Origin of the sequence: Tabrizicola caldifontis (assembly GCF_004762095.1) — a bacterium.
GTDB lineage: Bacteria > Pseudomonadota > Alphaproteobacteria > Rhodobacterales > Rhodobacteraceae > Tabrizicola > Tabrizicola caldifontis.
Map to the genome: position 1 here is coordinate 17,161 of NZ_SIJH01000014.1, position 24,923 is coordinate 42,083.

23 protein-coding genes are annotated in these 24,923 nt (G+C 64.9%); 15 read left to right on the forward strand and 8 right to left on the reverse strand.

All coding sequences use genetic code 11. The features are described 5' to 3' along the window. The first annotated feature begins 101 nt into the window (after window positions 1-101). The 5 genes from EYB42_RS12770 to EYB42_RS12790 all read left to right on the forward strand — a co-directional run bounded on the left by EYB42_RS12770 (window position 102) and on the right by EYB42_RS12790 (window position 5,907). The gene (locus EYB42_RS12770) at window positions 102-947 is read left to right on the forward strand and encodes a flagellar motor protein MotB (protein ID WP_135450509.1); all 846 of its coding nucleotides are present in this window, start codon (window positions 102-104) and stop codon (window positions 945-947) included. 96 nt (window positions 948-1,043) lie between these two features. Further along, a complete protein-coding gene (locus EYB42_RS12775) occupies window positions 1,044-2,351 on the forward strand; it encodes a flagellar hook protein FlgE (protein ID WP_135450510.1) in 1,308 nt (435 codons plus the stop codon). Between the two features lie 6 nt (window positions 2,352-2,357). Beyond that, window positions 2,358-3,821, forward strand: coding sequence for a flagellar hook-associated protein FlgK (gene flgK, locus EYB42_RS12780; protein WP_135450511.1), 1,464 nt, complete (start codon window positions 2,358-2,360; stop codon window positions 3,819-3,821). Continuing rightward, complete coding sequence (locus EYB42_RS12785; RefSeq protein ID WP_135450512.1) at window positions 3,818-4,819, forward strand: flagellin; 1,002 nt, start codon at window positions 3,818-3,820, stop codon at window positions 4,817-4,819. The genes flgK and EYB42_RS12785 overlap by 4 nt, the downstream gene beginning before the upstream one ends. Beyond that, window positions 4,816-5,907 (forward strand): flagellar basal body P-ring protein FlgI, encoded by a 1,092-nt coding sequence (locus EYB42_RS12790; protein ID WP_135450513.1) that lies wholly within the window; start codon window positions 4,816-4,818, stop codon window positions 5,905-5,907. Before EYB42_RS12785 ends, EYB42_RS12790 begins: the two co-directional genes overlap by 4 nt. A gap of 15 nt (window positions 5,908-5,922) precedes the next feature. On the opposite strand, the gene EYB42_RS12795 is transcribed toward EYB42_RS12790, so the two are convergent. Further along, window positions 5,923-8,493, reverse strand: a complete 2,571-nt coding sequence (locus EYB42_RS12795) for a glycosyltransferase family 2 protein (RefSeq protein ID WP_135450514.1) — start codon at window positions 8,491-8,493, stop codon at window positions 5,923-5,925. Between the two features lie 131 nt (window positions 8,494-8,624). On the opposite strand from EYB42_RS12795, the gene EYB42_RS12800 reads away from it, so the two are divergent. The 7 genes from EYB42_RS12800 to EYB42_RS12830 all read left to right on the forward strand — a co-directional run bounded on the left by EYB42_RS12800 (window position 8,625) and on the right by EYB42_RS12830 (window position 13,349). After that, window positions 8,625-9,239 (forward strand): ribonuclease D, encoded by a 615-nt coding sequence (locus EYB42_RS12800; RefSeq protein WP_135450515.1) that lies wholly within the window; start codon window positions 8,625-8,627, stop codon window positions 9,237-9,239. Then, the gene (locus EYB42_RS12805; protein WP_135450516.1) at window positions 9,220-10,176 is read left to right on the forward strand and encodes a KpsF/GutQ family sugar-phosphate isomerase; all 957 of its coding nucleotides are present in this window, start codon (window positions 9,220-9,222) and stop codon (window positions 10,174-10,176) included. The genes EYB42_RS12800 and EYB42_RS12805 overlap by 20 nt, the downstream gene beginning before the upstream one ends. A gap of 3 nt (window positions 10,177-10,179) precedes the next feature. Beyond that, window positions 10,180-10,782 (forward strand): LPS export ABC transporter periplasmic protein LptC, encoded by a 603-nt coding sequence (gene lptC / locus EYB42_RS12810; RefSeq protein WP_135450517.1) that lies wholly within the window; start codon window positions 10,180-10,182, stop codon window positions 10,780-10,782. A 19-nt stretch (window positions 10,783-10,801) separates the two neighbouring features. Beyond that, the gene (gene lptA, locus EYB42_RS12815) at window positions 10,802-11,290 is read left to right on the forward strand and encodes a lipopolysaccharide transport periplasmic protein LptA (RefSeq protein ID WP_135450518.1); all 489 of its coding nucleotides are present in this window, start codon (window positions 10,802-10,804) and stop codon (window positions 11,288-11,290) included. Next, entirely contained in the window at window positions 11,290-12,051 is a 762-nt protein-coding gene (gene lptB, locus EYB42_RS12820) for an LPS export ABC transporter ATP-binding protein (RefSeq protein ID WP_135450519.1), read from the forward strand. Before lptA ends, lptB begins: the two co-directional genes overlap by 1 nt. A 222-nt stretch (window positions 12,052-12,273) precedes the next feature. Continuing rightward, a complete protein-coding gene (hpf, locus tag EYB42_RS12825) occupies window positions 12,274-12,849 on the forward strand; it encodes a ribosome hibernation-promoting factor, HPF/YfiA family (protein ID WP_135450520.1) in 576 nt (191 codons plus the stop codon). Between the two features lie 35 nt (window positions 12,850-12,884). After that, window positions 12,885-13,349: a PTS sugar transporter subunit IIA gene (locus tag EYB42_RS12830; protein ID WP_135450521.1), complete on the forward strand. Its 465-nt coding sequence runs from the start codon at window positions 12,885-12,887 to the stop codon at window positions 13,347-13,349. A 6-nt stretch (window positions 13,350-13,355) separates the two neighbouring features. Here EYB42_RS12830 and EYB42_RS12835 read toward each other — a convergent pair whose 3' ends face one another. The 7 genes from EYB42_RS12835 to cysQ form a co-directional block, all read right to left on the reverse strand. Further along, entirely contained in the window at window positions 13,356-14,756 is a 1,401-nt protein-coding gene (locus EYB42_RS12835; protein WP_135450522.1) for a nodulation protein NodH, read from the reverse strand. 4 nt (window positions 14,757-14,760) lie between these two features. Continuing rightward, window positions 14,761-16,452, reverse strand: a complete 1,692-nt coding sequence (locus EYB42_RS12840; RefSeq protein WP_135450523.1) for a DUF5927 domain-containing protein — start codon at window positions 16,450-16,452, stop codon at window positions 14,761-14,763. Continuing rightward, window positions 16,449-17,459 (reverse strand): glycosyltransferase family 2 protein, encoded by a 1,011-nt coding sequence (locus EYB42_RS12845; RefSeq protein ID WP_394346492.1) that lies wholly within the window; start codon window positions 17,457-17,459, stop codon window positions 16,449-16,451. Before EYB42_RS12845 ends, EYB42_RS12840 begins: the two co-directional genes overlap by 4 nt. Window positions 17,460-17,469: 10 nt before the next feature. Further along, the gene (locus EYB42_RS12850) at window positions 17,470-18,507 is read right to left on the reverse strand and encodes a glycosyltransferase family 2 protein (protein ID WP_135450524.1); all 1,038 of its coding nucleotides are present in this window, start codon (window positions 18,505-18,507) and stop codon (window positions 17,470-17,472) included. 40 nt (window positions 18,508-18,547) lie between these two features. After that, complete coding sequence (gene galU, locus EYB42_RS12855) at window positions 18,548-19,444, reverse strand: UTP--glucose-1-phosphate uridylyltransferase GalU (protein ID WP_135450525.1); 897 nt, start codon at window positions 19,442-19,444, stop codon at window positions 18,548-18,550. A 184-nt stretch (window positions 19,445-19,628) separates the two neighbouring features. Then, window positions 19,629-20,429 carry a 3-deoxy-manno-octulosonate cytidylyltransferase gene (locus EYB42_RS12860; protein WP_135450526.1) on the reverse strand — a complete coding sequence of 267 codons (801 nt, stop codon included), beginning with the start codon at window positions 20,427-20,429 and terminating at the stop codon, window positions 19,629-19,631. Next, window positions 20,426-21,217, reverse strand: coding sequence for a 3'(2'),5'-bisphosphate nucleotidase CysQ (gene cysQ, locus EYB42_RS12865; protein WP_135450527.1), 792 nt, complete (start codon window positions 21,215-21,217; stop codon window positions 20,426-20,428). The genes EYB42_RS12860 and cysQ overlap by 4 nt, the downstream gene beginning before the upstream one ends. 121 nt (window positions 21,218-21,338) lie before the next feature. Here cysQ and EYB42_RS12870 point away from each other — a divergent pair, with 121 nt between their 5' ends. The 3 genes from EYB42_RS12870 to dnaK all read left to right on the forward strand — a co-directional run bounded on the left by EYB42_RS12870 (window position 21,339) and on the right by dnaK (window position 24,878). Then, window positions 21,339-22,163, forward strand: a complete 825-nt coding sequence (locus EYB42_RS12870) for an ABC transporter permease (RefSeq protein ID WP_135450528.1) — start codon at window positions 21,339-21,341, stop codon at window positions 22,161-22,163. Continuing rightward, the gene (locus EYB42_RS12875; RefSeq protein WP_167851017.1) at window positions 22,160-22,771 is read left to right on the forward strand and encodes a COG3650 family protein; all 612 of its coding nucleotides are present in this window, start codon (window positions 22,160-22,162) and stop codon (window positions 22,769-22,771) included. The genes EYB42_RS12870 and EYB42_RS12875 overlap by 4 nt, the downstream gene beginning before the upstream one ends. A gap of 202 nt (window positions 22,772-22,973) precedes the next feature. After that, window positions 22,974-24,878 carry a molecular chaperone DnaK gene (dnaK, locus tag EYB42_RS12880; RefSeq protein ID WP_135450530.1) on the forward strand — a complete coding sequence of 635 codons (1,905 nt, stop codon included), beginning with the start codon at window positions 22,974-22,976 and terminating at the stop codon, window positions 24,876-24,878. Window positions 24,879-24,923 lie beyond the last annotated feature (45 nt).

Here is a 24,923-nt window from a genome sequence, read left to right on the forward strand (position 1 = left end):
ATGGCCCGATCACGGCCTTTCCCTAAAAGCCCGCAGGTTAAGGTTGGGGAAAGTGTCCTGGTGCTATCACCCGTAACGGGTGTGACAAAGGGTGATACGGAATGGCAGGGCAAGGCAATGCCACGCCGGTCATCATCAGGCGCAGGAAGGTCGTGGCTGGCGGCGGTCACCACAGCGGGGCATGGAAGGTGGCCTATGCCGACTTCGTGACCGCGATGATGGCCTTCTTCCTCTTGATGTGGCTTCTGAACGCAACGACCGAAAGGCAGCGCAAGGGAATTTCGGATTACTTCAATCCGACGGTCCCGGTGAACCGCGTTTCGGGCGGCGGTGACGGGGCCTTTGGTGGCGACAGTGTTTTCGCCGAAGAGACGATGGCACATACCGGGACCGGTGCGATCGACACGAGGGGCATGCTGGCCGCTGCTGCCTCACCTGGCATGAACGGCAAACAGGAAACGGCGGGCATCGAAAAGGCACCATCGGACCTTGAGGACGTGGAAAAGGCCTTGCTTGCCCGTGGCGGTGAAAGCAGCACGATGCAGCGCTTGCTGCGTCATGTCGTGACCAGGATCACCGACGAGGGGCTGGTGATCGAACTGTTCGATCGGCCCGACGCCACCCTGTTCAGGCAGGAAACAGCCGAGCCTTCGGCCCTCACGCGTGAGATAGCCTTGCTTCTGGGCGAGGTTCTGAACCTGACCACGAACGAAATCGCTGTGAACGGGCATCTGCGCGCCCATCCCGTGACCCTGGCAGACAATCCCGTCTGGCCACTGTCTGCGGAACGCGCGCAGGCCACGCGTGCGCTGCTGGAAACATCTGGAATTGACGCAGGCAGGATGCAGCGCGTCACGGGCTATGCCGACCGCAAACCCGTGACAAGGGATCCGACGGCCCTGCGGAACAACCGGATCGAGATCGTTCTTCTACGCCGCGACCGATGAAGGGATCTGTCGGATTTTACCCGTTAGGCCGGTGTTAATCCACCCCGGTGCAGCTTTCCCCCATCGGGGCACAAAGCAGCAGAAGGGCGCTTTCCCATGTCGATTTCCTCATCGCTCTCCGCGGGCGTGGCCGGCCTCAATGCCAATGCGACGCGGCTTGCCGCGATTTCCGACAACATCGCGAACTCATCCACCTATGGCTACAAGCGGGCACAAACCGAATTCACCAGCATGGTGGTCTCTTCCGCCCGCGGTGCCAGTTCCTATTCCGCCGGCGGCGTGTGCGCGTCGGCTGTTCGCCTGATCGACGAGCGTGGTGATCTCATCGGCACCGGAAATGCCCTGGATCTGGCGATTTCCGGCCGGGGAATGCTGCCGGTGATCAGCGAGGCCGCGCTGGGCAACCCACTCAGCAACTCACCGCTTCTGATGACACGGACGGGCAGTTTCCGCACGGACGCGAACGGCGTTCTCAAAACCGATACCGGGCTGGTGCTGCTTGGCTGGCCGGCCAATGCCGATGGGTCGATCCCGCCGAAGCCGCGCGACACGATTGCGGGGCTTGTGCCGGTGGTGATCAACACCAACCAGGCGGCAGGCGATCCGACGACGATGATGAGCCTGGGGGTCAACCTGCCGGCGACCTACACCAATGCCGGCTCGACTTCAGTTCCGCCGCCGCTGTCGGTGGAATATTTCGGCAACCTTGGCACCTCGGAGACGCTGGAGGTGACATTCATCCCTGTTGTGCCGGTATCGGGATCCTCGAACCAGTGGCGGATGGAGATTCGCGATTCTGCCTCGGGCGGGGCGCTGATCGGGGAATACAGCCTGACCTTCGACGATTCGCGCGGCGCGGGCGGAACGCTGGCCTCGGTGAGCGTGATTTCCGGTGGGGCCTACAACCCGGCAGATGGCACGCTGGCGCTGACAGTCGCCGGGGGGCCGATGACCGTCGGGATCGGCCGGCTGGGTGATCCGAACGGGCTGACGCAGCTTTCTGACAGTTTTGCTCCGGTATCCATCGCAAAGAACGGCTCTCCGGTCGGCAACCTGACCACGATAGAAATCGACGAAAACGGTTATGTGAACGCCACCTACAACACCGGCTTCACGAAGCGGCTCTATCAGATCCCCCTCGTCGATGTGCCCAACCCCAACGGGCTGTTATCCCTCTCGAACCAAGCATATCAGGTTTCGCCCGAATCGGGCTCTTTCTTCCTGTGGGATGCCGGGGCCGGGCCCACCGGGACCATCCATGGCTATTCGCGCGAAGGATCGAAGACCGATGTCGCGGCGGAACTGACCAGCCTGATCCAGACCCAGCGCGCCTATTCATCAAACGCCAAGGTCATCCAGACCGTGGACGAGATGCTGCAGGAAACCACCAACATCAAGCGATAACGGGACATGAGCATCACCTCTGCCCTATCCTCTGCGCTGAGCGGCCTCGCGGCCACTTCGCGCCAGGCCGAGATCCTGTCGTCGAACGTGGCCAATGCTGCCACGCCCGGCTACGCCCGCCGCGAGGTCAACCTGCGCGCGGCAATCCTGGGCGGCTCCGGGCAGGGCGTGTCGATCGTCGGGATCACCCGGGATGTGGATCGGTTCCTGCTGGGCGAAAGGCGGCTTGCCCAGGCCGCCGGGGGCGATCGCGCTCTTCGAGCGCAGTTCCTGCAGCGGGTAGAGGCTGCCATGGGCACCGCGGACAAGCCGGGCTCGCTTGCGGCACGCGTTGCGGCTTTCGATGCCGCCCTGCTTGAGGCTTCGGCGCGACCGGAATCGGAGGCGCGGTTGCTGACGGTTGCCGCGACAGCCGAATCGCTTGTCCAGGGTCTGGCCGAGGCCACCGGCGAAATCCAGTCCGCCCGTGCCGCAGCCGACCGGCAGATTGCCGAACAGGTCGGCCGGCTGAACTTGGCGTTGCAGCAGGTGCGCCAGTTGAACGTCGAACTTCAGACATGCGGCGGCGCGGGCCGCGACATTTCCTCTCTCCTCGACGAACGGCAGCGGCTGGTAGACCAGATCGCCGCCATCGTTCCGGTGCGGGAAATCCCGCGCGCGCAGGACCAGATCGCGTTGTTCACCGCAGGCGGTGTGGCGTTGCTGGACGGATCGGCCGCGGTTCTGGGGTTCACCGCAGTACACACTGTCACTCCAGAGATGTCGCAGGCCCTGAGCGGTCTTTCCGGGATCTCGATCAATGGCAGGCAATACGACACCGCTGGTCCTGGAAGCCCTATTCTTGGCGGGACGCTGGGCGCCCTGTTCGCTATCCGGGACGAGCTTGCGGTCACCGCCCAGGCCAGGCTTGACGCTTTCGCGCGTGACCTCGCAGAGCGGTTTGCTGACAGCGGGCTTGATCCTACGCTGACCCCCGGTGCCGCAGGGTTGTTCACCGACATGGGCACCCCATTCCTTCCCGCCAATGAAACCGGCCTTGCCGGCCGTCTGAAACTGAATGCCCTTGTCGATCCGAGTCGGGGCGGGGCGCTCTTCCGGCTGCGCGACGGAATCGGGGCCACGGTCGAGGGGCCCCCGGGCAATGGCGCACTGCTGGCGGCGATGCATGACAGGTTGAATGCGGTCCGACCGCTTGCATCGCCCGGTTTCGCATCGGGCAGCCGCAGTCTTGCAAGCCTTGCGGCCGATCTCATTTCGGATGCGTCGGCCAGGCGGCTTTCGGCGCAGTCCGAACAGACCTTCGCCTCGGCGCGGTTGACCGCACTGACCGACCTCGAGGCTCAGAATGGCATCGACACCGACAGGGAAATGCAGACGCTGCTGACGATCGAAAAGAATTATGCCGCAAACGCGCGGGTGCTCCAGACGCTCAGCGACATGATCGACAGGTTGTTGGAGCTTGGGCGATGACCCGTGTCTCGCTTGGGGATGCCAGTCTTGCGAACATGCTTGCCCGACAGGGAGCAGAGTTGCGTGGTCAGGTCCAGCGCGCCACGCAGGAAGTGACGACCGGGCGACACGCTGACCTGGGCAAGGCCCTTCGCGGTGACTTTTCCCCCCTGCTGGCCATTGACGCAAGCATCGCGCGGCTGAGTGCCTTCGGCCGCGTAGCCACCGATGCTGGCACGCAGACTGCAGCACAGCAGGCGGCAATGGCGGGGCTGTCCTCGCTGGCTACCGGGATCACCCCAATGCTGATCGGCATGCGCGATTTTCAGACAGCTGCGCAGACAAGCACGCTTGGCGCGCAAGCGCGCGGGCGGCTGGAATCTGCCATTGGGCTTCTGAACACGCAGGCCGCGGGCCGCGCCGTGTTCTCCGGGGTCGAAACCGGCACCATGCCGCTGGGCCCGGCCGATGACATGCTCGCCGCGCTCGAGACAGCAGTGGCCGGCGCCACGACCGGGGGGCAGGTTGCTGCTGCGGTCCTTGACTGGTTCGATGATCCTTCGGGCTTTGGCGCCTTCTACCGCGGCGGCAGTCCACTGCCGGCCGTCGCGGTAGCGCCCGGCCAGATGGTCGGGCCCGGCACCACCGCGATGGACCCCGTCCTGCGCAAGACGCTTGCGGGTTTTGCCATGGCAGCCCTGCTTGACCGGGGTGTCCTTCCCGGCATGCATGAGGAACGCGCCCGGCTTGCCGTGGTCGCGGGCGAAACCCTTCTGGCCGGTGAGGATGGTCGGATCGCGCTGGCCGCAAGGATCGGCATTGCCGAGGCGCAGATTGAGGCTGCGCGCACCCGCAACGCTGCCGAAACCACAGCGTTGGGCATCCTGCGGTCCGAGATCGCCTCGGTCGATCAATACGAAGCCGCCACCCGGCTTGAAGCCGCGCGAACACAGCTGGAGGCGCTATATCTTCTGACTGCCCGTGTCTCTCGCCTGAGCCTGACGGAGTTCCTCAGATGATGCGCTTTCTGCTTGTCCTGTTTCTTGCAGCAACGGCGGCTGTCGCCGAACCGGTCCGCATCAAGGATCTGGTGGAGTTCGACGGGGTGCGCGGCAACGACCTGGTGGGCTACGGGCTGGTCGTCGGCCTGAACGGCACCGGCGATGGCATTCGCAACTCGCCCTTCACCGAAGAGATCATGGCCAACCTTCTGGAGCGCCTTGGGGCAAACGTGACGGGTGAGCAACTGCGGCCGAAGAACGTGGCCGCAGTCTTCGTCACGGCGCAACTGCCACCCTTTGCCCGCGCGGGAACGCGGATCGACGTGACCGTTTCGGCGATCGGCGATGCCAAGAGCCTGCTTGGCGGAACACTGATCATGACGCCTTTGAACGGGGCGGACGGACAGATCTATGCCGTCGCCCAGGGAACCATCATCGCGGGCGGGATCTCGGCCGAGGGTCAGGCAGCACGGGTGGTGCAGGGCGTGCCGACCGCCGGGAGCATTCCTTCGGGTGCGCGGGTCGAGCGGGAGGTGGAATTCGACTTTTCCAGCCTCTCTGTCCTTCGGCTGGCGCTGAAGTCAGCCGATTTCACCACTGCCGAACGGATCGAACGTGCGATCAACGCCGAATTCGGGGCCCGGATTGCCCTGATGAAGGATGCGGGAACGGTGTCGGTAGACATCAGGGCGACGGGCAGCGCGTCGCCAGCCCATGTCCTGAGCCGGATCGAGGGCATACGGGTGGAACCCGAGACACGCGCCCGTGTCGTGGTGGACCAGCGCTCTGGGACCATCGTCATGGGGGCGGATGTGCGGATCAGCCGGGTTGCGGTAGCGCAGGGCAATCTGACATTGCGGGTCGAGGAAGAGCCCTTGGCCGTTCAGCCGAGCCCGTTCAGCCGGGGCGAGACGATTGTCGTGCCGCGTTCCAGTGCCGAGATCGGCAAGACGGGCACCGGTCTGGCAGAGCTGCGCGGCGGCACCGACCTGGCAGAGGTGGTGGCCGGTCTCAACGCACTGGGCGTCGCGCCGCACGACATGATCGACATCCTGAAAAGCATCAATGCCGCCGGCGCCCTCCATGCCGAATTCGTGGTCAATTGACCGCCGGGGGCGAAATCAGGTGCCGATTGGTTCTGGCGGACGATGCCCGGGTCGGCGTGCTTCGGCCGCTGCAGCCAGCCGCGCCGCGGCAAGCCGGCGGAAGGTTGCCGGAAGGGGATCGGGCACTGACAGGTGCAGCGCCGAAAGCCGGGCATGCGCCCCGGCCTGATCCGCTGCGCCGCCAAGGGCGATCTGACCCAGCGCAACTGCCCAACGCGAAAGTCCCGCGGCGCCGGCGCGTTCCGCCGCCAGGGCCCAGAGCTGGTGCGTCAGCGGCGCGGCCAGTGCGCGGCGCTCGGCTTCGGCCAGAGCTGCCACCGCCCCATCCCCTAGGGCTACAAGCTCGACCAGTGACCGCGCCGCCGCACTGTCGGCCGGGTCAAGCGACAGGGCGGCGCGAAACGCAGCCATGGCGCCGTCCTTGTCGCCGCAGTCGCGCCGCAGTTCACCGACCCGGCGCGCCTTGATCTGGTCTTCCGGGTCAAGCGCCCAGGCGGCCTCGGCCTTTTCAAGGGCAGCCTCGGGCCTGTCGGCAAGAGCCGCTGCCTCGGCCAGCAAGGCATCGGCCGACCGGATCTGCGCGAGGCCCTCGGTCAGGCCGTGCCGGTCGGCCTGGGCGGCAAGCCACAGTGTTGCAGCCGCGCATCTGCGTTCGGCATGCGAAAGGCCGGGCTCGTCGGCTAGCCGGCACTCTGCCAGGGCCAGTCGCCGCCGCAGCGAGGGCTGCAATGTCAGGGCAGGCGTAGCTTCGGCCGCCAGCGACCGGTAGGGCAAATGCGCCGATCGGCGCAAGCCGCGGCGGCGTTCATCGCGAAGCAGATCGATGAGGGTGGTTGCGTCACGATGCACCGTCACCACGTCCGGCGCCCAAGCGGGCACCGCGAAGCGGGCGGCACGGCGATTCAGCACCGTGTCCTCGGTGGCGGCGAGACCCGGCGGGAAGGCGCCACAGAGATCGAGCAGGTCGCGCGAATAGGACAGTCCGTAGTGAACAAGATGCCGTCCATCCGTCAGAGGATGGCGGGTCGAGTAATGCAGCCGGTTGGCCGCAAGCGCGACTGGCCCGGTTCCATCCTCGCCGACAACGGCAGAGGAGACAGCCAGTGCGCCCGCCCGGTGACGCGCAAGCCGGCCCGTGACCCAGCCGGGACGTGCGCGGCAGTCGCCTGCCAGAAAGGCCACGAAGGGCGCGCGGCTGGCAGCTATCCCGATGTTCCTGGCCGCACCCACCTGCAGCGGCGTTTCACAGGTGATGAGCCGGATCCGGTCGAGGAACGGGGCAAGCGCGACTGCAACCCTGCCGCCACCGCTGTTGACCACCACGACTTCCGGCACCTCGTCCTGATCCAGCAGCGATTGCACGGCCGCAGGCAACCCCGGCTGGTTGCGAAAGCCGATCACCACGGTCGCAAGGTCAGAGCGGACCATCGCCAGGCCTTCTCGGATCGTTGCATCGCCTGGGGCGATGCCGCGCCATGCCGCATCGGGTGCCATCAGGTCGGCGTGGGCAAGGTTCGCCCGGCAAGCAAGCGCCGCCACCAGCGGGCTGCCGGGCACGGCTGCGTCCAGCACGCCGATGTCATCGCCCGCATCGACCGATCTGCCCAGGCCGATCAGCGCCCGTGCCCGCAGGATGCGGGGGTAAAGATCGTCAGGCCGCGCTGCAAGCGCCTCATCCACCAGATGCAGCGCCCGATCGAAGGCTTGGGCGTCGCAGGCGAACCGGGCAGACAGCAGCCGCAGGTCGTTGTCCTGGGGGCTGGCGCGGAAAAGATCGTCCATGACATGATGCGCGGACAACTGTCCCCGGCGACGGGACGAGCGCGCCGCACGCGTGAGGCAGACCTCATAGGGATCGGGCCTGATCTCACCGGTTGTGCCAGCCGGCGGGGACCAGAGGCCGTGGTCCTCCAGGAAGGGTGGATGGAAGCCTCGCCCCGGGGGGATCGGTTCCAGAACCATTCCCCGTTCGTCTGACAGATAGTCATAGCCGATCGCCTGGAACTTCCGCTCGGGATCGGCGGCAGCATAGAGATCGCGGCGAAGCTGGCGGCGGGCGGGCAAGGCCATGCGCAGATGGAACAGGCCGATGCCCGAGTGGCGGCAGACATGGCCACGATCATCAACCGCCCATCGGCCGTGCAGCCTGCGGGCCGGGTCGATCATGGCAGCCCCGATGGGGAAAAGCCGCAGCACCGTCTTGCGGCCCCACAGCCCGTCGGTCCGGATTTCGGTCGGACTGAACAGTTCGTGCAACTGGAAGGACCAGAGGATCCGGTCGCCTTCCTCCAGCAGATCGGGCAGCCAGCTTTCGATGCCTCTTTCGAAGCGTTCGTCGGGGTCGGGGGTCAGAAGCCAGTCCGCACCCAACGCCTGCGCCTCGGTCAGAAGGGCCTGACGTCGCGTCGTTTCGTCCGACAGCGTATCCGCGGCACCGCGGTCATCCCACATGACACAGCCGTGCAAACCGGGACGGACGTTCTCGATAAGGTCCGGCACCAGATGTGCATCATGGCGGAACGAGAAAGCGGCCAGCACCATCGGCTTGCCCGGCGCAGGGGTGCGGAAGATCTGGCGATGAATCATTGCTGTGGCAATTCAGGGAAGCATGTGCCGCCCGATGTTATCCGCCGCGCCCTTCCGCGCAAGCGCCGGAGCCCATGTTGACCCCGTGGGATGCCGGGCGTAATCGGGGGGCACCTGACCGGAGCTTGAGCGTGGCCATACATCTGCACAAGAACGACCTTCCCGACGGGCTGGCCCTTGGCCCCGTCGTTGCCATCGATACCGAAACGATGGGCCTGGATCCCCGCCGCGACCGGCTGTGCGTTGTGCAGCTTTCGGACGGTTCGGGTGATGCGCATCTGGTGCAGATCGCCCGGGGCCAGACCCGCGCGCCGAACCTGGAGCAGCTGCTCGCAGATCCCGGAACGCTGAAGCTGTTCCATTACGGCCGGTTTGACATCGCCATGCTGAAGAAAGCCTTCGGTGTGACTGCGGCCCCGGTCTGGTGCACCAAGATCGCCTCCAAGCTGGTGCGCACGTTCACGGACCGGCATGGTCTGAAATACCTGCTGGCCGATCTGGTGGGCATCGACGTCTCCAAACAGCAGCAGACCAGTGACTGGGGGGCCGAGACGCTGAGCGATGCGCAGAAGGAATATGCCGCGTCGGACGTCCTGTATCTGCATGCCCTCAAGGCCGAGCTGGAAGCGCGGCTGCTGCGCGAAGGGCGGCTGGAGTTGGCGCACAAGTGCTTCGACTTTCTGCCCGTGCGGGCCGAACTCGACCTTCTGGGATGGGAGGACACGAATGATATCTTCCTCCACTGACTTCCTCGCTACCGGCCGCCGTGTGATCCGGCGTGAGGCCGAGGCGCTTGCTGCCCTGGCCGATGCGCTGGGGGAAAGCTTTTCCGCCGCCGTCGCCCTGCTGATGCAGGCGAAGGGGCGGGTGATCGTATCGGGCATGGGGAAGTCGGGCCATATCGCCCGCAAGATCGCGGCGACCTTTGCCAGCACCGGGACGCCCGCGCATTTCGTTCACCCCGCCGAGGCGAGCCATGGCGACCTGGGCATGGTGGCACGGGGCGACGTTCTGATCGTGCTGTCGAACTCCGGCGAGACGCCGGAACTGGCCGACATCCTGTCCCATGCCAAGCGGTTCGGAATCCCGCTGATCGGGGTTGCGGGCCGCGAGGGATCGACCCTGCTGCGACAGGCGGATGTGGCGATCCTGCTGCCGCAGGTGGCCGAGGCCTGCGCCACGGGGATCGTGCCGACCACCTCGACCACGATGACGCTGGCGTTGGGCGATGCACTGGCGATCGCACTGATGGAACATCGTGCCTTCACGGCAGACCATTTCCGCATGTTTCACCCCGGCGGCAAGCTGGGGGCGCGGCTTCTGCGGGTGCGCGACCTGATGCACACCGATCCACCGCTGGTTCCCGAAACCATGCCGATGGGCGAGACCCTGGTGGAAATCTCGCGCCGCGGTTTCGGCGTCGTGGGGGTGACGGATGCACATGGTCACCTGACCGGCATCATCACCGATGGCGACCTGCGCCGGCACCTTGACGGGCTGCTGTCCCACCGGGCCGGAGAAGTGATGACGCGCGGCCCCCGCACCATCGAGCCCGAAGCGCTGGCCGGCGAGGCGCTGGCCCTGATGAACGACCGCAAGATAACCTGCCTTCTGGTGACCGAAGGGCCCCGCGCGATCGGTATCCTGCATGTGCACGACTGCCTGCGCGCCGGGGTTGCCTAGGCCATGGCGCGCGCCGATCCACATACGCGGATCGTGGGGTGGCTGAAGGTTGCCTTGCCGATCCTCGCCCTGGTGATCCTGGCCACGCTTTTCCTGGTTGCCGACCGGATCGACCCGGAGGACGCGCTTCCCTACGCAGAAGTCGATGTCGCAGAGCGCGCCCGCGAACCCCGGATGACGGCGCCCAGCTATGCAGGCACAACCTCTGATGGTGCTTCGCTGACGTTGACTGCCGAAGAGGCCAGGCCGGCAGCCGCAGGATCCCCGGCCTCTGCCAGGGGCGTGCGGCTGGACCTGTCCACGCCGGACGGCGCGACGACCGAATTGCGCGCGGCAACGGCGGTGGTCGATCAGGCGGCGCGGTTGCTGGTCCTGTCGGGGGGGGTCACGGTGACGACCGGAACCGGCTATCGGCTGGAGACGCCGGAAGTCGCGGCGCGGCTGGACCGGTCGGGGCTGGAAAGCCGGGGTGAAGTCAGCGCGACGGGTCCTCTGGGCGAAATCCGGGCCGACGGGATGCGGCTGGATCAGGACAACCGGACCCCCGGTGTCTATCTTCTGGTTTTCAATGGTGGCGTCCGGCTGGTATACCGTCCAGGGGGCTGAGGCCCGAGAGGTTGATGGAATGACATTGAAGCATCTGGCATTGGCGGCAGTTCTGGCGTTCGGCACATTCCCCGCATTGGCGCAGCAGGCGAAGGTCGCCTTTGGCGAGCTGAACCAGGATACGACCCTTCCGGTCGAGGTTACGGCCGACCGGCTGGCGGTCAACAACGCAGACGGCACCGCCGTGTTCAGCGGAAATGTTCTTGTCACCCAGGGCGAGATGAAGCTTTCGGCCGCGGAAGTGCTGGTGAAGTACGCCCCCGACCAGAAGGCGATCGACCAGCTTGTCGCTACCGGCGGGGTGACGATAACCAACCTGGGCGATGCGGCCGAGGCGCAGGAAGCCGTCTATACCATCGACACCGGCGTGATCGTCCTGACAGGTAACGTGCTTCTGGCACAGGGGCCTTCGGCGATGACCGGGCAGAAGCTGACGATAAACCTGAAGGACGGGACGGGCATCATGGAAGGCCGCGTGACCACGACCTTCGTGCCGGGCGGCAATTGATGGCGGTCAAGCCGGATCTGACGGTCAGGCCGGGCGAGGCCGGGTTGCAGATCCGCAGCCTGCGCAAAAGCTACAGAAAGCGCCCGGTGATCCGCGATGTCAGCATGGATTTGCGGCGCGGCGAGGTGGTTGCCCTGCTGGGGCCGAACGGATCGGGCAAGACGACCTGCTTTTACGCCATAGCCGGGCTGGTCATGCCAGAGGGCGGCCAGGTGCTGATCGACGGCAAGGATGTGACAGGGCTGCCGATGTATCGCCGCGCCCGGCTGGGGATCGGCTATCTGCCGCAGGAGGTCAGCATTTTCCGTGGCCTCAACGTCGAGGACAATATCCTGGCCGTGCTGGAAATTGCCGAGCCCGACCGCCACAAGCGGCGCGAACGGCTGGAGGAGCTTCTGTCGGAATTCTCGATTACCCACCTGCGCCGCACGCCGGCGCTGGCGCTGTCGGGTGGGGAACGCCGAAGGGTGGAAATCGCCCGCTGTCTGGCGGCCAGTCCGAAGTATCTGCTGCTGGACGAACCTTTCGCCGGGGTTGACCCGATCGCCGTGGGGGAAATCCGTCATCTGGTGCATGACCTGAAAGCGCGCGGCATCGGCGTTCTGATCACCGATCACAACGTCCGCGAGACGCTGGAGATCGTCGATCGCGCCTATATCCTGCATGATGGCAAGGTGCTGATGAGCGGCACCACGGATGAAGTCGTGCGCGATGAAACCGTGCGTCGCGTCTACCTGGGCGAGAACTTCCGTATCATCTGAAGGCGCGGCGCCGTCGTCCATCGACTCGGTTGACAAGGGGCGCGGGCGTGACGCCAAATGCCTGTGATGCGTGCGTTACAAACCCCCAGCTTCAGCCGCTTTTCCGCGCCGAATCCGGTCGGCGGGGCTTGCATGACGCAACGTTCCAACCAACATCGGAACAAGGGTCCGGACGGCCCGGAATGACCCGGCCCGCGCCGGTAGCATGCGAAAGGAGAGGCCATGCGCTATCAGATCAGTGGGAAACAGATCGACGTCGGTGAGGCCCTTCAGACCCATGTGAAGGCTGAAATGGGCGAACTGGTTGAGAAATATGCCCAGCGCCCGACCGAATGCATCGTGGTGTTTTCCCGTTCCGCGCATGAATACGTCTGCGAGGCAACGATCCACCTGTCTACGGGCCTGAATGCGCAGGCCAAGGGCCATGCGACAGAAATCTACGCGGCCTTCGAATCGTGCCGCGAAAAGATGGACAAGCAGTTGCGCCGCTACAAGCGCCGCATCCGCAACCACCACAGCCATCGCGCGACCCCGGTTGAATTCGCCGGGGCGGCCTCGTATATCCTCGCCGCACCAGAGGATGCCGAGGATGCAGAGCCCGAAACGCTCCAGCCCATCGTCATCGCCGAGATGGAGACGAAGATCCCTTCGATCACCGTCGGCGAAGCCGTGATGCAGATGGAGCTGGCGGGGCAGCGCATGCTGGTTTTCCGCAACGAAGGCCATGGGGGCGTGAACGTGGTGTATCGCCGGGATGACGGCAACATCGGCTGGATCGATCCCCGCAACAGCAAGTAAAGGTGCGCCCCCTGGCGCAGGAACATCGCCCGCTCATGGAACTTTCCAAACTGCTTACCCCCGCCGCCGTCCGCGTTGTCGGGCAATTCACATCGAAGAAGCGGCTGTTCCAGGAACTGGGCGAAATCGCGGCGCAGGTCTACGGGCTGTCGGCGGCGCAGGCCATCGACGGCTTGCAGGAACGCGAGACGCTGGGGCCCACCGGCGTGGGCCACGGCGTCGCCTTGCCGCATGCCCGGCTGGAGGATCTGAAAAGCATCGTCGGGGTCTTCGTCCGGCTGGAAAAGCCGCTGGACTATGACAGCGTGGACCGTCAGCCGGTCGATCTGGTCTTTGCCCTGTTTGCGCCGAAGGATTCGGGGGTGGATCACCTGAAGGCGCTGGCGCTGGTCAGCCGCACGATGCGGGATGCCGGAATCGTTGCGAAACTGCGGGCCAATACCGACCCGGCCAAGCTGCACGCGATCCTGACCGAAAGCCGCGCCCCTCAGGCGGCCTGAGGCGGGTCAGCGCCGCCAGCGCCCAAAGCCGAAGCCCACATAGTCGCGCCCGTAGGCCGCCTCGGCCGCCTCTTCCAGGCTATCGTCGTGTATTGCGGCCAGCGCCTCGGCGGCGGCGTCGGGGCCGGGGGGCGGCGCCGTTGCAAGGCCGATCTCGTTGCACAGGAAGGCCAACCCTTCCGCCAGGCGATCCTCGCGGATCACCAGGTCGGGCGGATGGAAGGCGGAAAAGCCTTGCACGATCGCCGTCTGGCTTGCCCAGTTCGGATCGACGCGCTGCCCGGTCTGGCCAGAGGTTGCCAGACGGCAATAGTGCAGGAAGATGCGGAATGCCTCGCGCTCGGCCGCGGCATCGGGAAAGGGCTGGCCCGGTTCGGGCAGCCTGGCCTTGTAGGCACGGATCAGGATGCGGCGGTGGTCGGCCAGCTGGCCCGAGGCGATCCTTTCTCGGAAGGCCACATGGGCGCGCAGCAGCGGATGGCGCACCACGGTAAAGGTGCGATGGCCGGCATGGGCGCGCTTCCATTGGCGCAAGGTCTTTTGGTCGAACCCTTCGCGAAGTCCGCCGAAGCCTGAAAGCCAGTTACGCAGGGCAGCGTCGGGGCCTGACCGGACCGGAAAGAACAACAGTGGCGCTTCGCCGGCCGCCACTGCGGTGGGCACCGCGGCAGGGCGCCGGGGCTCGAACACGGGGCTGCGCGACATGGCGAACAGGTCGGCGCGGGCCAGCGCCGGGGCCAGCGCCTCGGGATTTTCCAGCCTGGATTCCAGCGGTTCGGGGTTCTGCTTCTTCAGCGTGTCATCGACCGCCTTCAGCCGCCCCTCGACCCCCAGAAAGGCGGCGAGCCCGTTCAGAACCTCGACCGAGGCCAGGTCTTCGTAATCCAGGATGAAGGCCGTCTGCCCCGTAGTCTGCAGCCTGCGCAGAACCCGCAGATGGAAATCCTGCGCCGTGGCCAGGTGTTCGGCGAAGCCGTCGGGATCGAACCGGACCGTGGTGGATTTCAGGCGCCTGGCATCAGTCAGTTTCCATTGCCCCGTGGATCGCGCGGCCAGCAGGCTTACATAGCTTTCAACGGGATTGCGCGTCAGGATGATCTTGGCGCAGGTCACATCGTCCAGCACCAGGTCAAGGACACGGGGATCGTGGTCGTGAAAGAAGCGGAAGCCGGCAATCCCCCTGGTTTCCGACCGGAGCCGGCGCAGCAGCGGCATCGGGTTCGCTTCGCGTTCGGCCAGGGTGACCCCGAACAGTTCGGTCGTGTCCTTCTTGCCGATGAAATGCGGGTTGAAGACCTCGCCGTAGCTTGTGACACCAGGCAACGCATTCAGGTTCGCCTCGAGGAAGTTCGAGCCTGTCCGCATCCCCGCAAGAATGACGAAACTGTTGAAGCCGACTGCAGCCATCGGGTTACCGCACCACCCGCAGCCTGGCAGTGGGCAGCGTTTCGGGCGCCGTGTCGAGGCTTGCGTCGATATCACCGATCAGCACGGGAAGCATGCCCTGGTTGCGCAGATCCTGCACGAAATCGCCGAAACCGCGCAGCGGTACCAGCTGCGGCAGGTCGGTAACACGGTGGCTGCTGCGCGGGTTCAGGTCATCCAGAAGCTGCTGCAAGGGTTCCGCCGGGTTTTCCAGAAACTCGGCCAGGGTCCAGCGCCGAACCTGCGCCTTCGTCCAGGGAGACTCGAGTCTTGCGATCAGGTCGGCCTCGATCTTCTGCATCCGGGCAGCCAGCGGGCGGACTTCAGCCACGCTCATGCCCGATCGCCAGAGCGGCACGGCAAAGGCGCCCGACACGATGAAGACCCGCGCCTGCGGATCCTCGGCGATGAACCAGACAATGTCCTGTACGTCGCCGGGACCGAACTGGAAGCACTGGGTTTCGCCCCTGGTGTTCCAGATCAGGTTCGTCAGGAAGCTTTGCGGATTGTAGTCGCGCAGCGTCGCGCTGTCGGAAAGGCCACCCTTGAACACGGTTTCGCCGCCCGCAAACTGCACCCGCTCGGGGTCGAAAAGATGGCCGTGGACCCGCGCGCCTGCGGCCCGGGTCAGCCAGGGCCGGAAGTCCGTGAACAATTCGTCGAACCCTGCAAGCACCCCATAGGGTCCGGCCGAACACTTCGCCCCCCGGCCCCATGTGGGGAAGCGGCTTTGCATGAACAGCCCCTGCCGCCCCCGGGTGCGCCGTTCAACCGCTTTGGCGAACAGCCGGTCGATCTTGCCGGGGTTCGGGGCCGGACGGTTCTGGTCGTCCTCGCCAAGGAAGGTGCGATACAGCAGATCTGCCTGCGGCCAGATCTTGCGCGCGACGAAGGCCGGGGACTGCCGCAGAAGGTGCAGATGATCGTCATAGAACACATGCGGTCGCCCTTGGAAATCGAACTTCGCCAGCGTAAGCGACCGGCTTTCGATCCGCGTCGATACCCGCCGCACGAGGGTCTGGAAATAGCTTTCGTCGGGAATCCAGACGCGGCGGAAATACCGGTCGTGGCGTGGGCGGTCAGGATGCGTGAGGATCGCTTCCAGCGAACGGCGCGTCAGGCACCACCACTGGCTGCCAAGGTGGGGCACGATCCCCTCGGGTATGCGGCGCTGAATGCGCAGTCGGCGCTGCAGCCGGACATAGGCGTCGAAGAGACGCCGCTGCTTCTTCCACGAAAAGGGAAAGTGCAGGGTGAAGCGTTCCTTGTTCAGGCCGCCGACGGTCCAGCCGACATCGGCGGTAGTCACGCTTTCGATGAAATCGGTGTCGGGGTGGGCGGCAAGATGCGCCTTAAGGTCTGCCACCGGCCGGATCGGCAGGCAGGATCCCGAGGCAAGGAAGACATGCGAAACGTCCGGGAATTGCTCAAGCATCCGGGTCGCGGCCAGAATCGTGGCCTGGACAAGGCCGAAGGTGCCCCATTCACAGGCCACCCGCGGTGAAAAGAGGACGTCGGGCAGATCGGCCAGCCCTGCCTTCATGGCATCAAGGTCGGTTTGCGGCACCCTGCTGTCCACGTGAATGACGACCGGGCAGCCATTTTCTGCCCAGTGCCGCGCCACCTGTGCTGCGCGGTTCAGCGCCGTGTGACAGAGCATGACGACGCCAAGGCTCATGCCCAGTTCCCCTTCGACATCAGCCCCAGGATCTCGAGCTGCCGCCAGTTGATATACTTCTCGCTCCATGTGCACCACAGGTCGCGTTCCCGGGCGAGGCCATCCCGATAGGCGCGATATTCGTGGCTGTCGGCATAATGCTGGCCACGTTTCATCTCTTCCTCGGCCTTGGCGGCGAAGGTGTCGAGGAATTTTGCATGCAGAAGGCAACCCGATGGCTTTTCGCCCCCGTCCTGCTCGTAGGTCAGGTTCAGGCCGCGTGGCAGCAGCATATGCGTCGAACTGATGTAGGCATAGGAGCGGTGCCATTTCACCAGAGGGATCTTGTTCATCGCCGGGGCCTGCCTCGGCTGCGATGCGAAGAACAGCCTTGCCCTGGGACCACCCTGAATCCAGAGGTTGTGATAGTGCCAGTTGCGGCTGATCGTGTAGTTGCCGCTGTCGAAATACTGGGCGATTTCAAAGGGGCTCTGTCCTTCGCGGTAGGGCTGCTCATGCATCGCGCCCTTGGGATACATGTCCAGCAGCATGGCCGAGAAGGTTCTTGTTCCGCTGCTGTCCAGCCAGTCCGTCAGGGCGCGCAGCGGTCGGGTCTCGCAATAGGGATAGACCAGGAATTCGTCGACATCGACTGTCAGGCACCAGCGCCCGGCACCATGCCGGCGCAGCAGGTGCATGATCCAGTCCATGCCGAACCGCGACTGCTTGTAGCCCGCTTCGGCAGACCACAGCGAAACATCCGGTTGCTGTGCCAGATATTCGTGTGTGCCGTCATCGGACGCGTTGTCCACGACCAGGAAGTGATCGATGCCCAGCCTGCGGTAGTAGTCCAGAAAATAGGGCAGGCGGATGCGTTCGTTTCGCATGGTCGAGAACAGCAGGATCGGCTGATCGCGCAGCCGATCCATCCGGTTCGTGACCGGCCGCAACTGCCGGCGTTTCAGGAAGGCCCGCCAGAGAAGCCGTTTCCGCTGCAGCCGCAGGCGATAGATCGACAGCGGGTTCACCGCGATTGCCTCATACCCAACCACCACGCGAGATGAGACCCAGGGCCTCCAGCTGGCGCCAGCCGGTCAAACGGGTCGAGGCAGCGCAGCGCAGCACCGGATCGGCAGTCAACCGATCATAGTAGCTGGCATATTGCGCACCGTCGGCAAAATGCTCTGCCCGGACCTTTTCCTCGGCGGCCCGTTCGATGATGCCGGGAAGGAACTTGGTGTGCAACAGGGCACCGGAGGTCAGCATCCCGCCATCCGTCGCATAGACCCGGTTCAACCGCGGCGGCAGAAGCGCGTGGGTCGAATTCACGTAGGCATAGCGCCAGTGCCATCTGACCAGCGGGATCTTGTTCAGGGTTGGCGCGCGGCGCGGCTGCGAGGCGAAGAAGACCCGCGCCCTTGCCCCCCCCTGGATCCAGAGATTGCCCATTCTCGGCTGGACCTGGACCTGATAGTTGCCGCTGTCGAACCATCTCAGGATGCCCAGCGGATCGTCGCCCGGCGCATAGGTGCCCTCGGACACGCGTCCAGCAGGATACAGGTCGATTGTCAGGGCCCCCAGGGCGACTTGTCCCTGCCGATCAAGCCAGTCGGTCAGTGCGGCAAGGCAGCGGGTCTGCCAGTGGGGATAGACAAGCAGCTCGTCGGCATCCAGTGTCAGGCACCAATGCCCATGGCCATATCGCATCAGAAGCCAGTTCACCCAGTCCATGCCGAAACGGGCAGACTTGTAGCTGCCTTCCGTCCGCCACAGTGACACATCCGGTCTTGCGGCAAGAAGATCGGCCGTCCCGTCGGTACTGGCGTTGTCGATGATCAGGAAGTGGCGCACCCCCAGATTGCGGTGATGGTCCAGCATGAAGGGCAGGCGCGCGTCTTCGTTGCGCACGCACATGAAGCCCAGAATGTCACCCGGCGCGATCCTGTCGGTGCGATCGGCCACCGCGACCAGCTGACGCCGCCGGTGCAGCGCGCGGCCCAGAAGCCAGCGCCGGCGCATCCGCAGACGATAGGCATGCCACAGACCTTTGGCGCCGGACTGGGGCCGATCCGGCATAGCCCCGATCGGCCAGGCATGCGGTTGGGCTGACAAGGGACTACTGCGCTGCCTTCTGCGTTGCCATCAGTTCATGAAGGAAGCTCTCGAATTCGGCACCCAGATCGGGACGCGACAGGCCGAAGGCCACCGTGGCCTGAAGGAAGCCGATCTTCGAGCCGCAATCGTAGCGATGACCGCGGAAGCGCAGGCCGTGCACGCCCGCCGCAGTATCGACCTCTTCGGCGATGGCGTCTGTCAGCTGGATTTCCCCGCCCGCGCCCTGCTTCATCCGGTTCAGATTGGTCAGCACCTTGGGGGTCAGGATGTAGCGGCCGATGATGGCCAGGTTCGACGGGGCGTCCTCGGGCCGCGGCTTTTCGACAAGGCCCTTGGCGCGGACGATTGTTCCCCCGTCCTCGCCGATGTCCAGAATGCCGTAGCTCGAGGTTCTTTGCGGGGCGACTTCCATGGCTGCGACCATGCAGCCCCCGGTTTCGGCATGGGCCTCGACCATCTGCTGGAGGCAGGGTCGATCGGCGGCAATCACGTCATCGGGCAAAAGCACGGCAAAGGGTTCGTTCCCGATCAGGCGGCGCGCGCACCACACGGCATGGCCCAGGCCCAGGGCCCGATTCTGCCGCACATAGGCAATGGCGCCCGAATCCATGTTGGTGTCCTTCAGGATATCCAGCAGTTCGGTCTTGCCCTTCTTGCGCAGTTCTGACTCCAGTTCCGGTGCGTGGTCGAAATAGTCCTCGAGTGCCGACTTGCCGCGAGCCGTCACGAAGATGAATTCCTTGATGCCGGCAGCGCGCGCCTCGTCGATGGCGTACTGAATCAAGGGGCGATCGACGAGTGTCATGATCTCTTTGGGGATCGACTTGGTCGCGGGCAGAAAGCGTGTGCCAAGACCGGCCACGGGAAAGACGGCCTTGGTGATCTTCTTCGTTCTCATGTTCGACTCGTTATTGCGCATCCAGAGCCGCCTCTGCGGACATCGCCCCGGCTCTGACCCCACCATTGCAGGAGAATCTGGCCGTATCCGGGCGGACCTGCGGCAGTAACGTCAATCTGCCCGGCAAAAATCCGCATTGCACGCGAAAAGTCGCGGGCTCTTGCGCCGACGCCCGATTGCCCGGCTACGCCGCGGGATCCGGCAAGGCCGCAAGCATGCTTTCGATGACTGGCACATCCGAAGGATTGTTCAGTTCCCAGAACTGCCGCCCACGCGCCTGAACCTCGACGCACAGGACCACACGACCGTTTTCCAGGAAGCGCAGTTGCTCCAGCCCTTCCAGGGTCTCCAGAGGGCCGATGGGCCAGGACGGATAGGCCGCCAGCGCCGCCGGACGATAGGCATAGACCCCGACATGGTGAAAGACGGGTGTGGGCTCGTCTGGCGCGTAGTCCCGGCCGGTGTAGGGGATGACCTCTTTCGAGAAGTAAAGCGCCCGCCCTCCGGCCCCGAAGACCGCCGTGGTTCCCCCGACCCGCCCGGCACGGCGATCGGCAAGAAAGCCCGCCACCGCCCGGCCGTCACAGCGCAGGACCGGGGTGGCAATGTCGGCACCCGGGTCGGTCGCGAGGCCCGCCACCAGATCCTCGACGAACCAGGCAGGTGTCAGCGGCGCGTCACCCTGCAGGTTTACGACCACGTCGTAGCCCGGCAGCCTTGCCGACACCTCGGCGCAGCGTTCGGTGCCGTTGCGCGCGTCAGCAGAGGTCATCACCACCTCGGCACCGAAGCCCGCAGCATGGTCGGCGATCCGGTCGTCATCGGTCGCCACCACGACCCGGTCGATACCGCGCACGGCCATTGCCGCCTCCCAGCTGCGGCGTATCAGGGTCTTTTCGCCGTCGCGTCCGCGAAGGGCGACCAGCGGTTTTCCGGGATAGCGGGTCGAGGCATAGCGGGCGGGAATGGCGATCAGCGTCTTCATTTCAGGACCACACCGGGGGCAAAGGCTACGAAGAAAGGGTTTTCCCAGCCGGGCTTGCCGTAGGTCAGCGGCTGGTGATCGTCGAACCGCACCACCTGCCCGCCCGCGCCACGCAGCACCGCGTCGCCGGCGGCCGTGTCCCATTCCATCGTGCGGCCGAGGCGCGGATACAGGTCGGCCTCGCCGGTGGCAACCAGGCAGAACTTGAGGCTGGAGCCTGCCGAGGTCATGTCCTTCACGGCATAGCGGGCGATGTAATCGTCGGTCGCCTGATCACGGTGCGATTTCGACGCCACCACCATAAGGGCGGAATTGTCCGGGACGGATACATGCAGCGGTGCCAGCGGACCGGGCCGATCCTTGTCGAGGGGGCCTGTCTCCTCGACCGAGGTTCCGTCCGCCAGCGTGTAGAACAGCCGCCCCTTTGCAGGGGCGTAAACGATGCCCCGGCAGGGCAGGCCATCCTGCACATAGGCGATGTTCACGGTAAAATCGCCGCGGCGCCGGACGAATTCCTTGGTGCCGTCCAGCGGATCGACGATCAGGAAGGTGCGCGCGGACTGGGCGTGGCTTTCCGCCTGTTCCTCGGTGATCAGCGGCACATCCGGGAAGGCCGCACGCAGACCGGCGGAAATCACGGCATCGGCGGCCTCGTCAGCCACGGTCACCGGCGAGGCATCGCCCTTGGCGCGAACCTCGAACTCCGGGCCGGCATAGACCTGCATGATGCGGTCTCCGGCCTCCAGCGCAAGGCGGCGGATTGTCTTCACGAGGATTTCGAGGTCCATCAACGCTCCTGCCGCCGTGTCGTCGGCGATTTGACATCTTATGGGCCGCCCTTATCCTGTGTGAATAACGGAACGGCAAGGTTTCCCTGCGCAGTCTGCCGAACCGACCGGAGATGGCCGCATGTTTCGTTACCATTCCGCCAGGAAGACAGCTTTGGGCAAGGCCTTCGAGACGGCCGAACTGATCTACCATGCGGCGGTCAGGGAACTGCGCAAGTCGAATGGCAACGCGGTCCTGGGCCTGGTCATCCAGATCGTGCAGTCGCTGATTCTGGTCCTGACGATGTATTTCCTGTTCAGCGTGCTGGGCCTGCGCCGCATCGCCGTGCGCGGCGACTTCATGTTGTATGTCATGTCGGGGGTCTTCCTTTTCATGACGCATATCAAGGCCATCGGTGCGGTGGCGGGCGCGGATGGCCCGACATCGGCCATGATGATGCACGCGCCGATGAATCCGATCATCTCGATCGGCGGGGCGGCGCTTGCCTCGCTCTATCAGCAGGTTCTGGCGGCCACGGTCATCATCTTCTTCTATCATTCCGTGATCACGCCGATCACCATCGAGGATCCCGTCGGCGTACTGGGGGCGTTCCTTCTGGCCTGGTTCTCGGGTGTGGGGCTGGGCATGGTGTTCCTTTCAGCCCGGCCCTGGCAGCCGGAGGCGATGTCGATCATCATCCCTCTCTACCAGCGGCTGAACATGATCGCCTCGGGCAAGATGGTGCTGGCCAACAACACCAAACCCGACATGCGGGCGATCTTCGACTGGAATCCGCTGTTCCACACCATCGACCAGGGCCGCGGCTTCATGTTCCTGAACTACACGCCCCGCTATACCTCGATCGAGTATGCGGTGAAGTTCGGTCTTGTCTGCCTCATGATCGGTCTTATGGCCGAATTCTTCACCCGCAAACACATGTCGGCCAGCTGGAACAAGCGAAGATGATGCGTCTTGCAACGATCATGCTCCTGATGTCGCCCCTTGCCGTGATGGCCGAGGATTTTCCCGCACGTTACGCGGTGAGCGGGGTCTCGTCCGACAACGTTCTGAACATCCGCGCCGCACCCGGGGCCGGGTCGGCAAGGATTGGCGAACTGGGGCCCGACACCACGGATATCGAGGTGTTGGGCCTGTCGGAGAACGGCCGCTGGGGCCGGATCGGCATGCCGGAGGGGAACGGCTGGGTGGCGATGCGCTATCTGGCCCGCCAGGACCAGCCCGAGGGGACCGTGATACCCCGTCCGCTGTCCTGTCGCGGAACCGAACCCTTCTGGCGGATCGGCCTTTTGTCGCGCGGCGACATATACGAAAGGCTGGGTGAGAACCCGGTCGATCTGGACCTTGTGGCCGAACGCCCGGGCGATAACGGCTACGAGGCCGATCTATCCGCCCCGGACGGCACGGGCTTCAGCCTGGTCGTTGCCCGTGGCACCTGCCTTGACGGCATGTCCGACCGCGAGTTCGGCTGGACAGGCACGCTTCGGATCGGCGGGCAGGGCCAGGACGAGACGCTGCAGGGCTGCTGCACGCTGGATCACAGACAGGGGGAATGAGCCGCGCCCCGACCCTGCGGCAGGGGTGCTGCAAATTTGTCGCATCGCGCCTCTTGCTACCGTTGCAGCCCCGCCCGCACCTGCCTATATACGCCAAGTCCGGCAAGGGGCGTGCACCCCGACGCCGTAACATGTCCGGCCCCGCGTGCCGCCGTCTTCGGGCGCTGGGCCGGTAGATCGCCTGCAAGAAAGGGATGAACACATGGCCAAAGTCATCGGTATCGACCTCGGGACGACCAACTCCTGCGTTGCCATCATGGATGGTTCGCAACCCCGGGTGATCGAGAACTCGGAAGGCGCGCGCACGACGCCCTCCATCGTCGCTTTCACGGACAACGAACGCCTGGTCGGCCAGCCCGCCAAGCGGCAGGCCGTGACCAACCCCGCAAATACCATCTTTGCCGTCAAGCGCCTGATCGGGCGCCGGCTTGGCGACCCGGAGGTCGAGAAGGACAAGAAGCTTGTCCCCTACAAGATCGTCGATGGCGGCAACGGCGATGCCTGGGTCGAGGTGCGCGGCGAGAAATACAGCCCGTCGCAGATTTCTGCCTTCATCCTGCAGAAGATGAAGGAAACCGCCGAGAACTATCTGGGCGAGCCGGTGACGCAGGCCGTGATCACGGTGCCCGCCTATTTCAACGACGCGCAGCGCCAGGCCACCAAGGACGCGGGCAAGATCGCGGGCCTGGAAGTCCTTCGCATCATCAACGAACCGACGGCGGCCGCGCTGGCCTATGGCCTGGACAAGAAGGAATCGAAGACCATCGCCGTCTATGACCTTGGCGGCGGTACCTTCGACATCACCATCCTGGAAATCGACGACGGCCTGTTCGAGGTGAAGTCCACCAACGGCGACACCTTCCTGGGTGGTGAAGACTTCGACATGCGCATCGTCCAGTATCTGGCCGACGAGTTCAAGAAAGAGCATGGGGTTGACCTGACGCTCGACAAGATGGCGTTGCAGCGCCTGAAGGAAGCGGCCGAAAAGGCCAAGATCGAGCTGTCGTCCAGCCAGCAGACGGAAATCAACCAGCCCTTCATCAGCATGGACAAGAATACCGGGCAGCCCTTGCACCTGGTGGTCAAGCTGACCCGCGCCAAGCTGGAGAGCCTGGTCGATGACCTGATCAAGAAGTCGCTGAAACCCTGCCAGGCCGCGCTGAAGGATGCCGGTGTCAGCAAGGACGACATCGACGAGGTGGTGCTGGTCGGCGGGATGACCCGGATGCCGAAGGTGATCGAGGAAGTCACCAAGTTCTTCGGCAAGGAACCCCACAAGGGCGTAAACCCTGATGAAGTCGTGGCCATGGGTGCAGCGATCCAGGCCGGCGTCCTGCAGGGCGACGTGAAGGACGTGGTGCTTCTGGACGTGACGCCCCTGTCGCTGGGCATCGAGACGCTGGGTGGCGTGTTCACCCGGCTGATCGACCGCAACACGACGATCCCGACGAAGAAGAGCCAGGTCTTCTCGACCGCCGAGGACAACCAGAACGCGGTGACGATCCGCGTCTTCCAGGGCGAACGCGAAATGGCGGCCGACAACAAGCTGCTGGGTCAGTTCAACCTGGAACAGATCCCGCCGGCACCCCGCGGCGTGCCGCAGATCGAGGTGACCTTCGACATCGACGCCAACGGGATCGTGTCGGTTTCGGCCAAGGACAAGGGCACGGGTCGCGCGCAGCAGATCACCATCCAGGCTTCGGGTGGCCTCTCGGAAGAGGACATCGAGAAGATGATCAAGGACGCCGAGGCGAATGCCGAGGCTGACCGCGCCCGCAAGGAACTGGTCGAGACGAAGAACCAGGGCGAAAGCCTGTTGCACTCGACCAGGAAGTCGCTGGCCGAACATGGCGACAAGGTCGATCCCTCGACTGTCGAGGCGATCGAGCTGGCGATGAGCCCGCTGGAAGACGCGCTCAAGGGCGAAGATGCCGGCAAGATCCGTTCGGCGATCCAGAACCTGACCGAAGCCGCGATGAAACTGGGCGAGGCGATCTACAAGGCCCAGCAGGCCGAGGGTGGCAGCGACGACGAGCCGCGTCCGGTGGACGATGACGACATCGTGGATGCCGACTTCGAGGATCTGGGCAGCGACAAGCGGAAGTAACGCCGCGTGAACCGGAAACAGGGGCGGTCTGGAAACGGGCCGCCC

Coding starts and splice junctions, on each gene's coding strand:
- EYB42_RS12770 (WP_135450509.1), top strand. CDS start 102: ATGGCAGGGCAAGGCAATGCCACGCCGGTCATCATCAGGCGCAGGAAG.
- EYB42_RS12775 (WP_135450510.1), top strand. CDS start 1,044: ATGTCGATTTCCTCATCGCTCTCCGCGGGCGTGGCCGGCCTCAATGCC.
- flgK (WP_135450511.1), top strand. CDS start 2,358: ATGAGCATCACCTCTGCCCTATCCTCTGCGCTGAGCGGCCTCGCGGCC.
- EYB42_RS12785 (WP_135450512.1), top strand. CDS start 3,818: ATGACCCGTGTCTCGCTTGGGGATGCCAGTCTTGCGAACATGCTTGCC.
- EYB42_RS12790 (WP_135450513.1), top strand. CDS start 4,816: ATGATGCGCTTTCTGCTTGTCCTGTTTCTTGCAGCAACGGCGGCTGTC.
- EYB42_RS12795 (WP_135450514.1), bottom strand. CDS start 8,493: ATGATTCATCGCCAGATCTTCCGCACCCCTGCGCCGGGCAAGCCGATG.
- EYB42_RS12805 (WP_135450516.1), top strand. CDS start 9,220: ATGATATCTTCCTCCACTGACTTCCTCGCTACCGGCCGCCGTGTGATC.
- lptC (WP_135450517.1), top strand. CDS start 10,180: ATGGCGCGCGCCGATCCACATACGCGGATCGTGGGGTGGCTGAAGGTT.
- lptA (WP_135450518.1), top strand. CDS start 10,802: ATGACATTGAAGCATCTGGCATTGGCGGCAGTTCTGGCGTTCGGCACA.
- lptB (WP_135450519.1), top strand. CDS start 11,290: ATGGCGGTCAAGCCGGATCTGACGGTCAGGCCGGGCGAGGCCGGGTTG.
- hpf (WP_135450520.1), top strand. CDS start 12,274: ATGCGCTATCAGATCAGTGGGAAACAGATCGACGTCGGTGAGGCCCTT.
- EYB42_RS12830 (WP_135450521.1), top strand. CDS start 12,885: ATGGAACTTTCCAAACTGCTTACCCCCGCCGCCGTCCGCGTTGTCGGG.
- EYB42_RS12835 (WP_135450522.1), bottom strand. CDS start 14,756: ATGGCTGCAGTCGGCTTCAACAGTTTCGTCATTCTTGCGGGGATGCGG.
- EYB42_RS12840 (WP_135450523.1), bottom strand. CDS start 16,452: ATGAGCCTTGGCGTCGTCATGCTCTGTCACACGGCGCTGAACCGCGCA.
- EYB42_RS12850 (WP_135450524.1), bottom strand. CDS start 18,507: ATGCCGGATCGGCCCCAGTCCGGCGCCAAAGGTCTGTGGCATGCCTAT.
- galU (WP_135450525.1), bottom strand. CDS start 19,444: ATGAGAACGAAGAAGATCACCAAGGCCGTCTTTCCCGTGGCCGGTCTT.
- EYB42_RS12860 (WP_135450526.1), bottom strand. CDS start 20,429: ATGAAGACGCTGATCGCCATTCCCGCCCGCTATGCCTCGACCCGCTAT.
- cysQ (WP_135450527.1), bottom strand. CDS start 21,217: ATGGACCTCGAAATCCTCGTGAAGACAATCCGCCGCCTTGCGCTGGAG.
- EYB42_RS12870 (WP_135450528.1), top strand. CDS start 21,339: ATGTTTCGTTACCATTCCGCCAGGAAGACAGCTTTGGGCAAGGCCTTC.
- EYB42_RS12875 (WP_167851017.1), top strand. CDS start 22,160: ATGATGCGTCTTGCAACGATCATGCTCCTGATGTCGCCCCTTGCCGTG.
- dnaK (WP_135450530.1), top strand. CDS start 22,974: ATGGCCAAAGTCATCGGTATCGACCTCGGGACGACCAACTCCTGCGTT.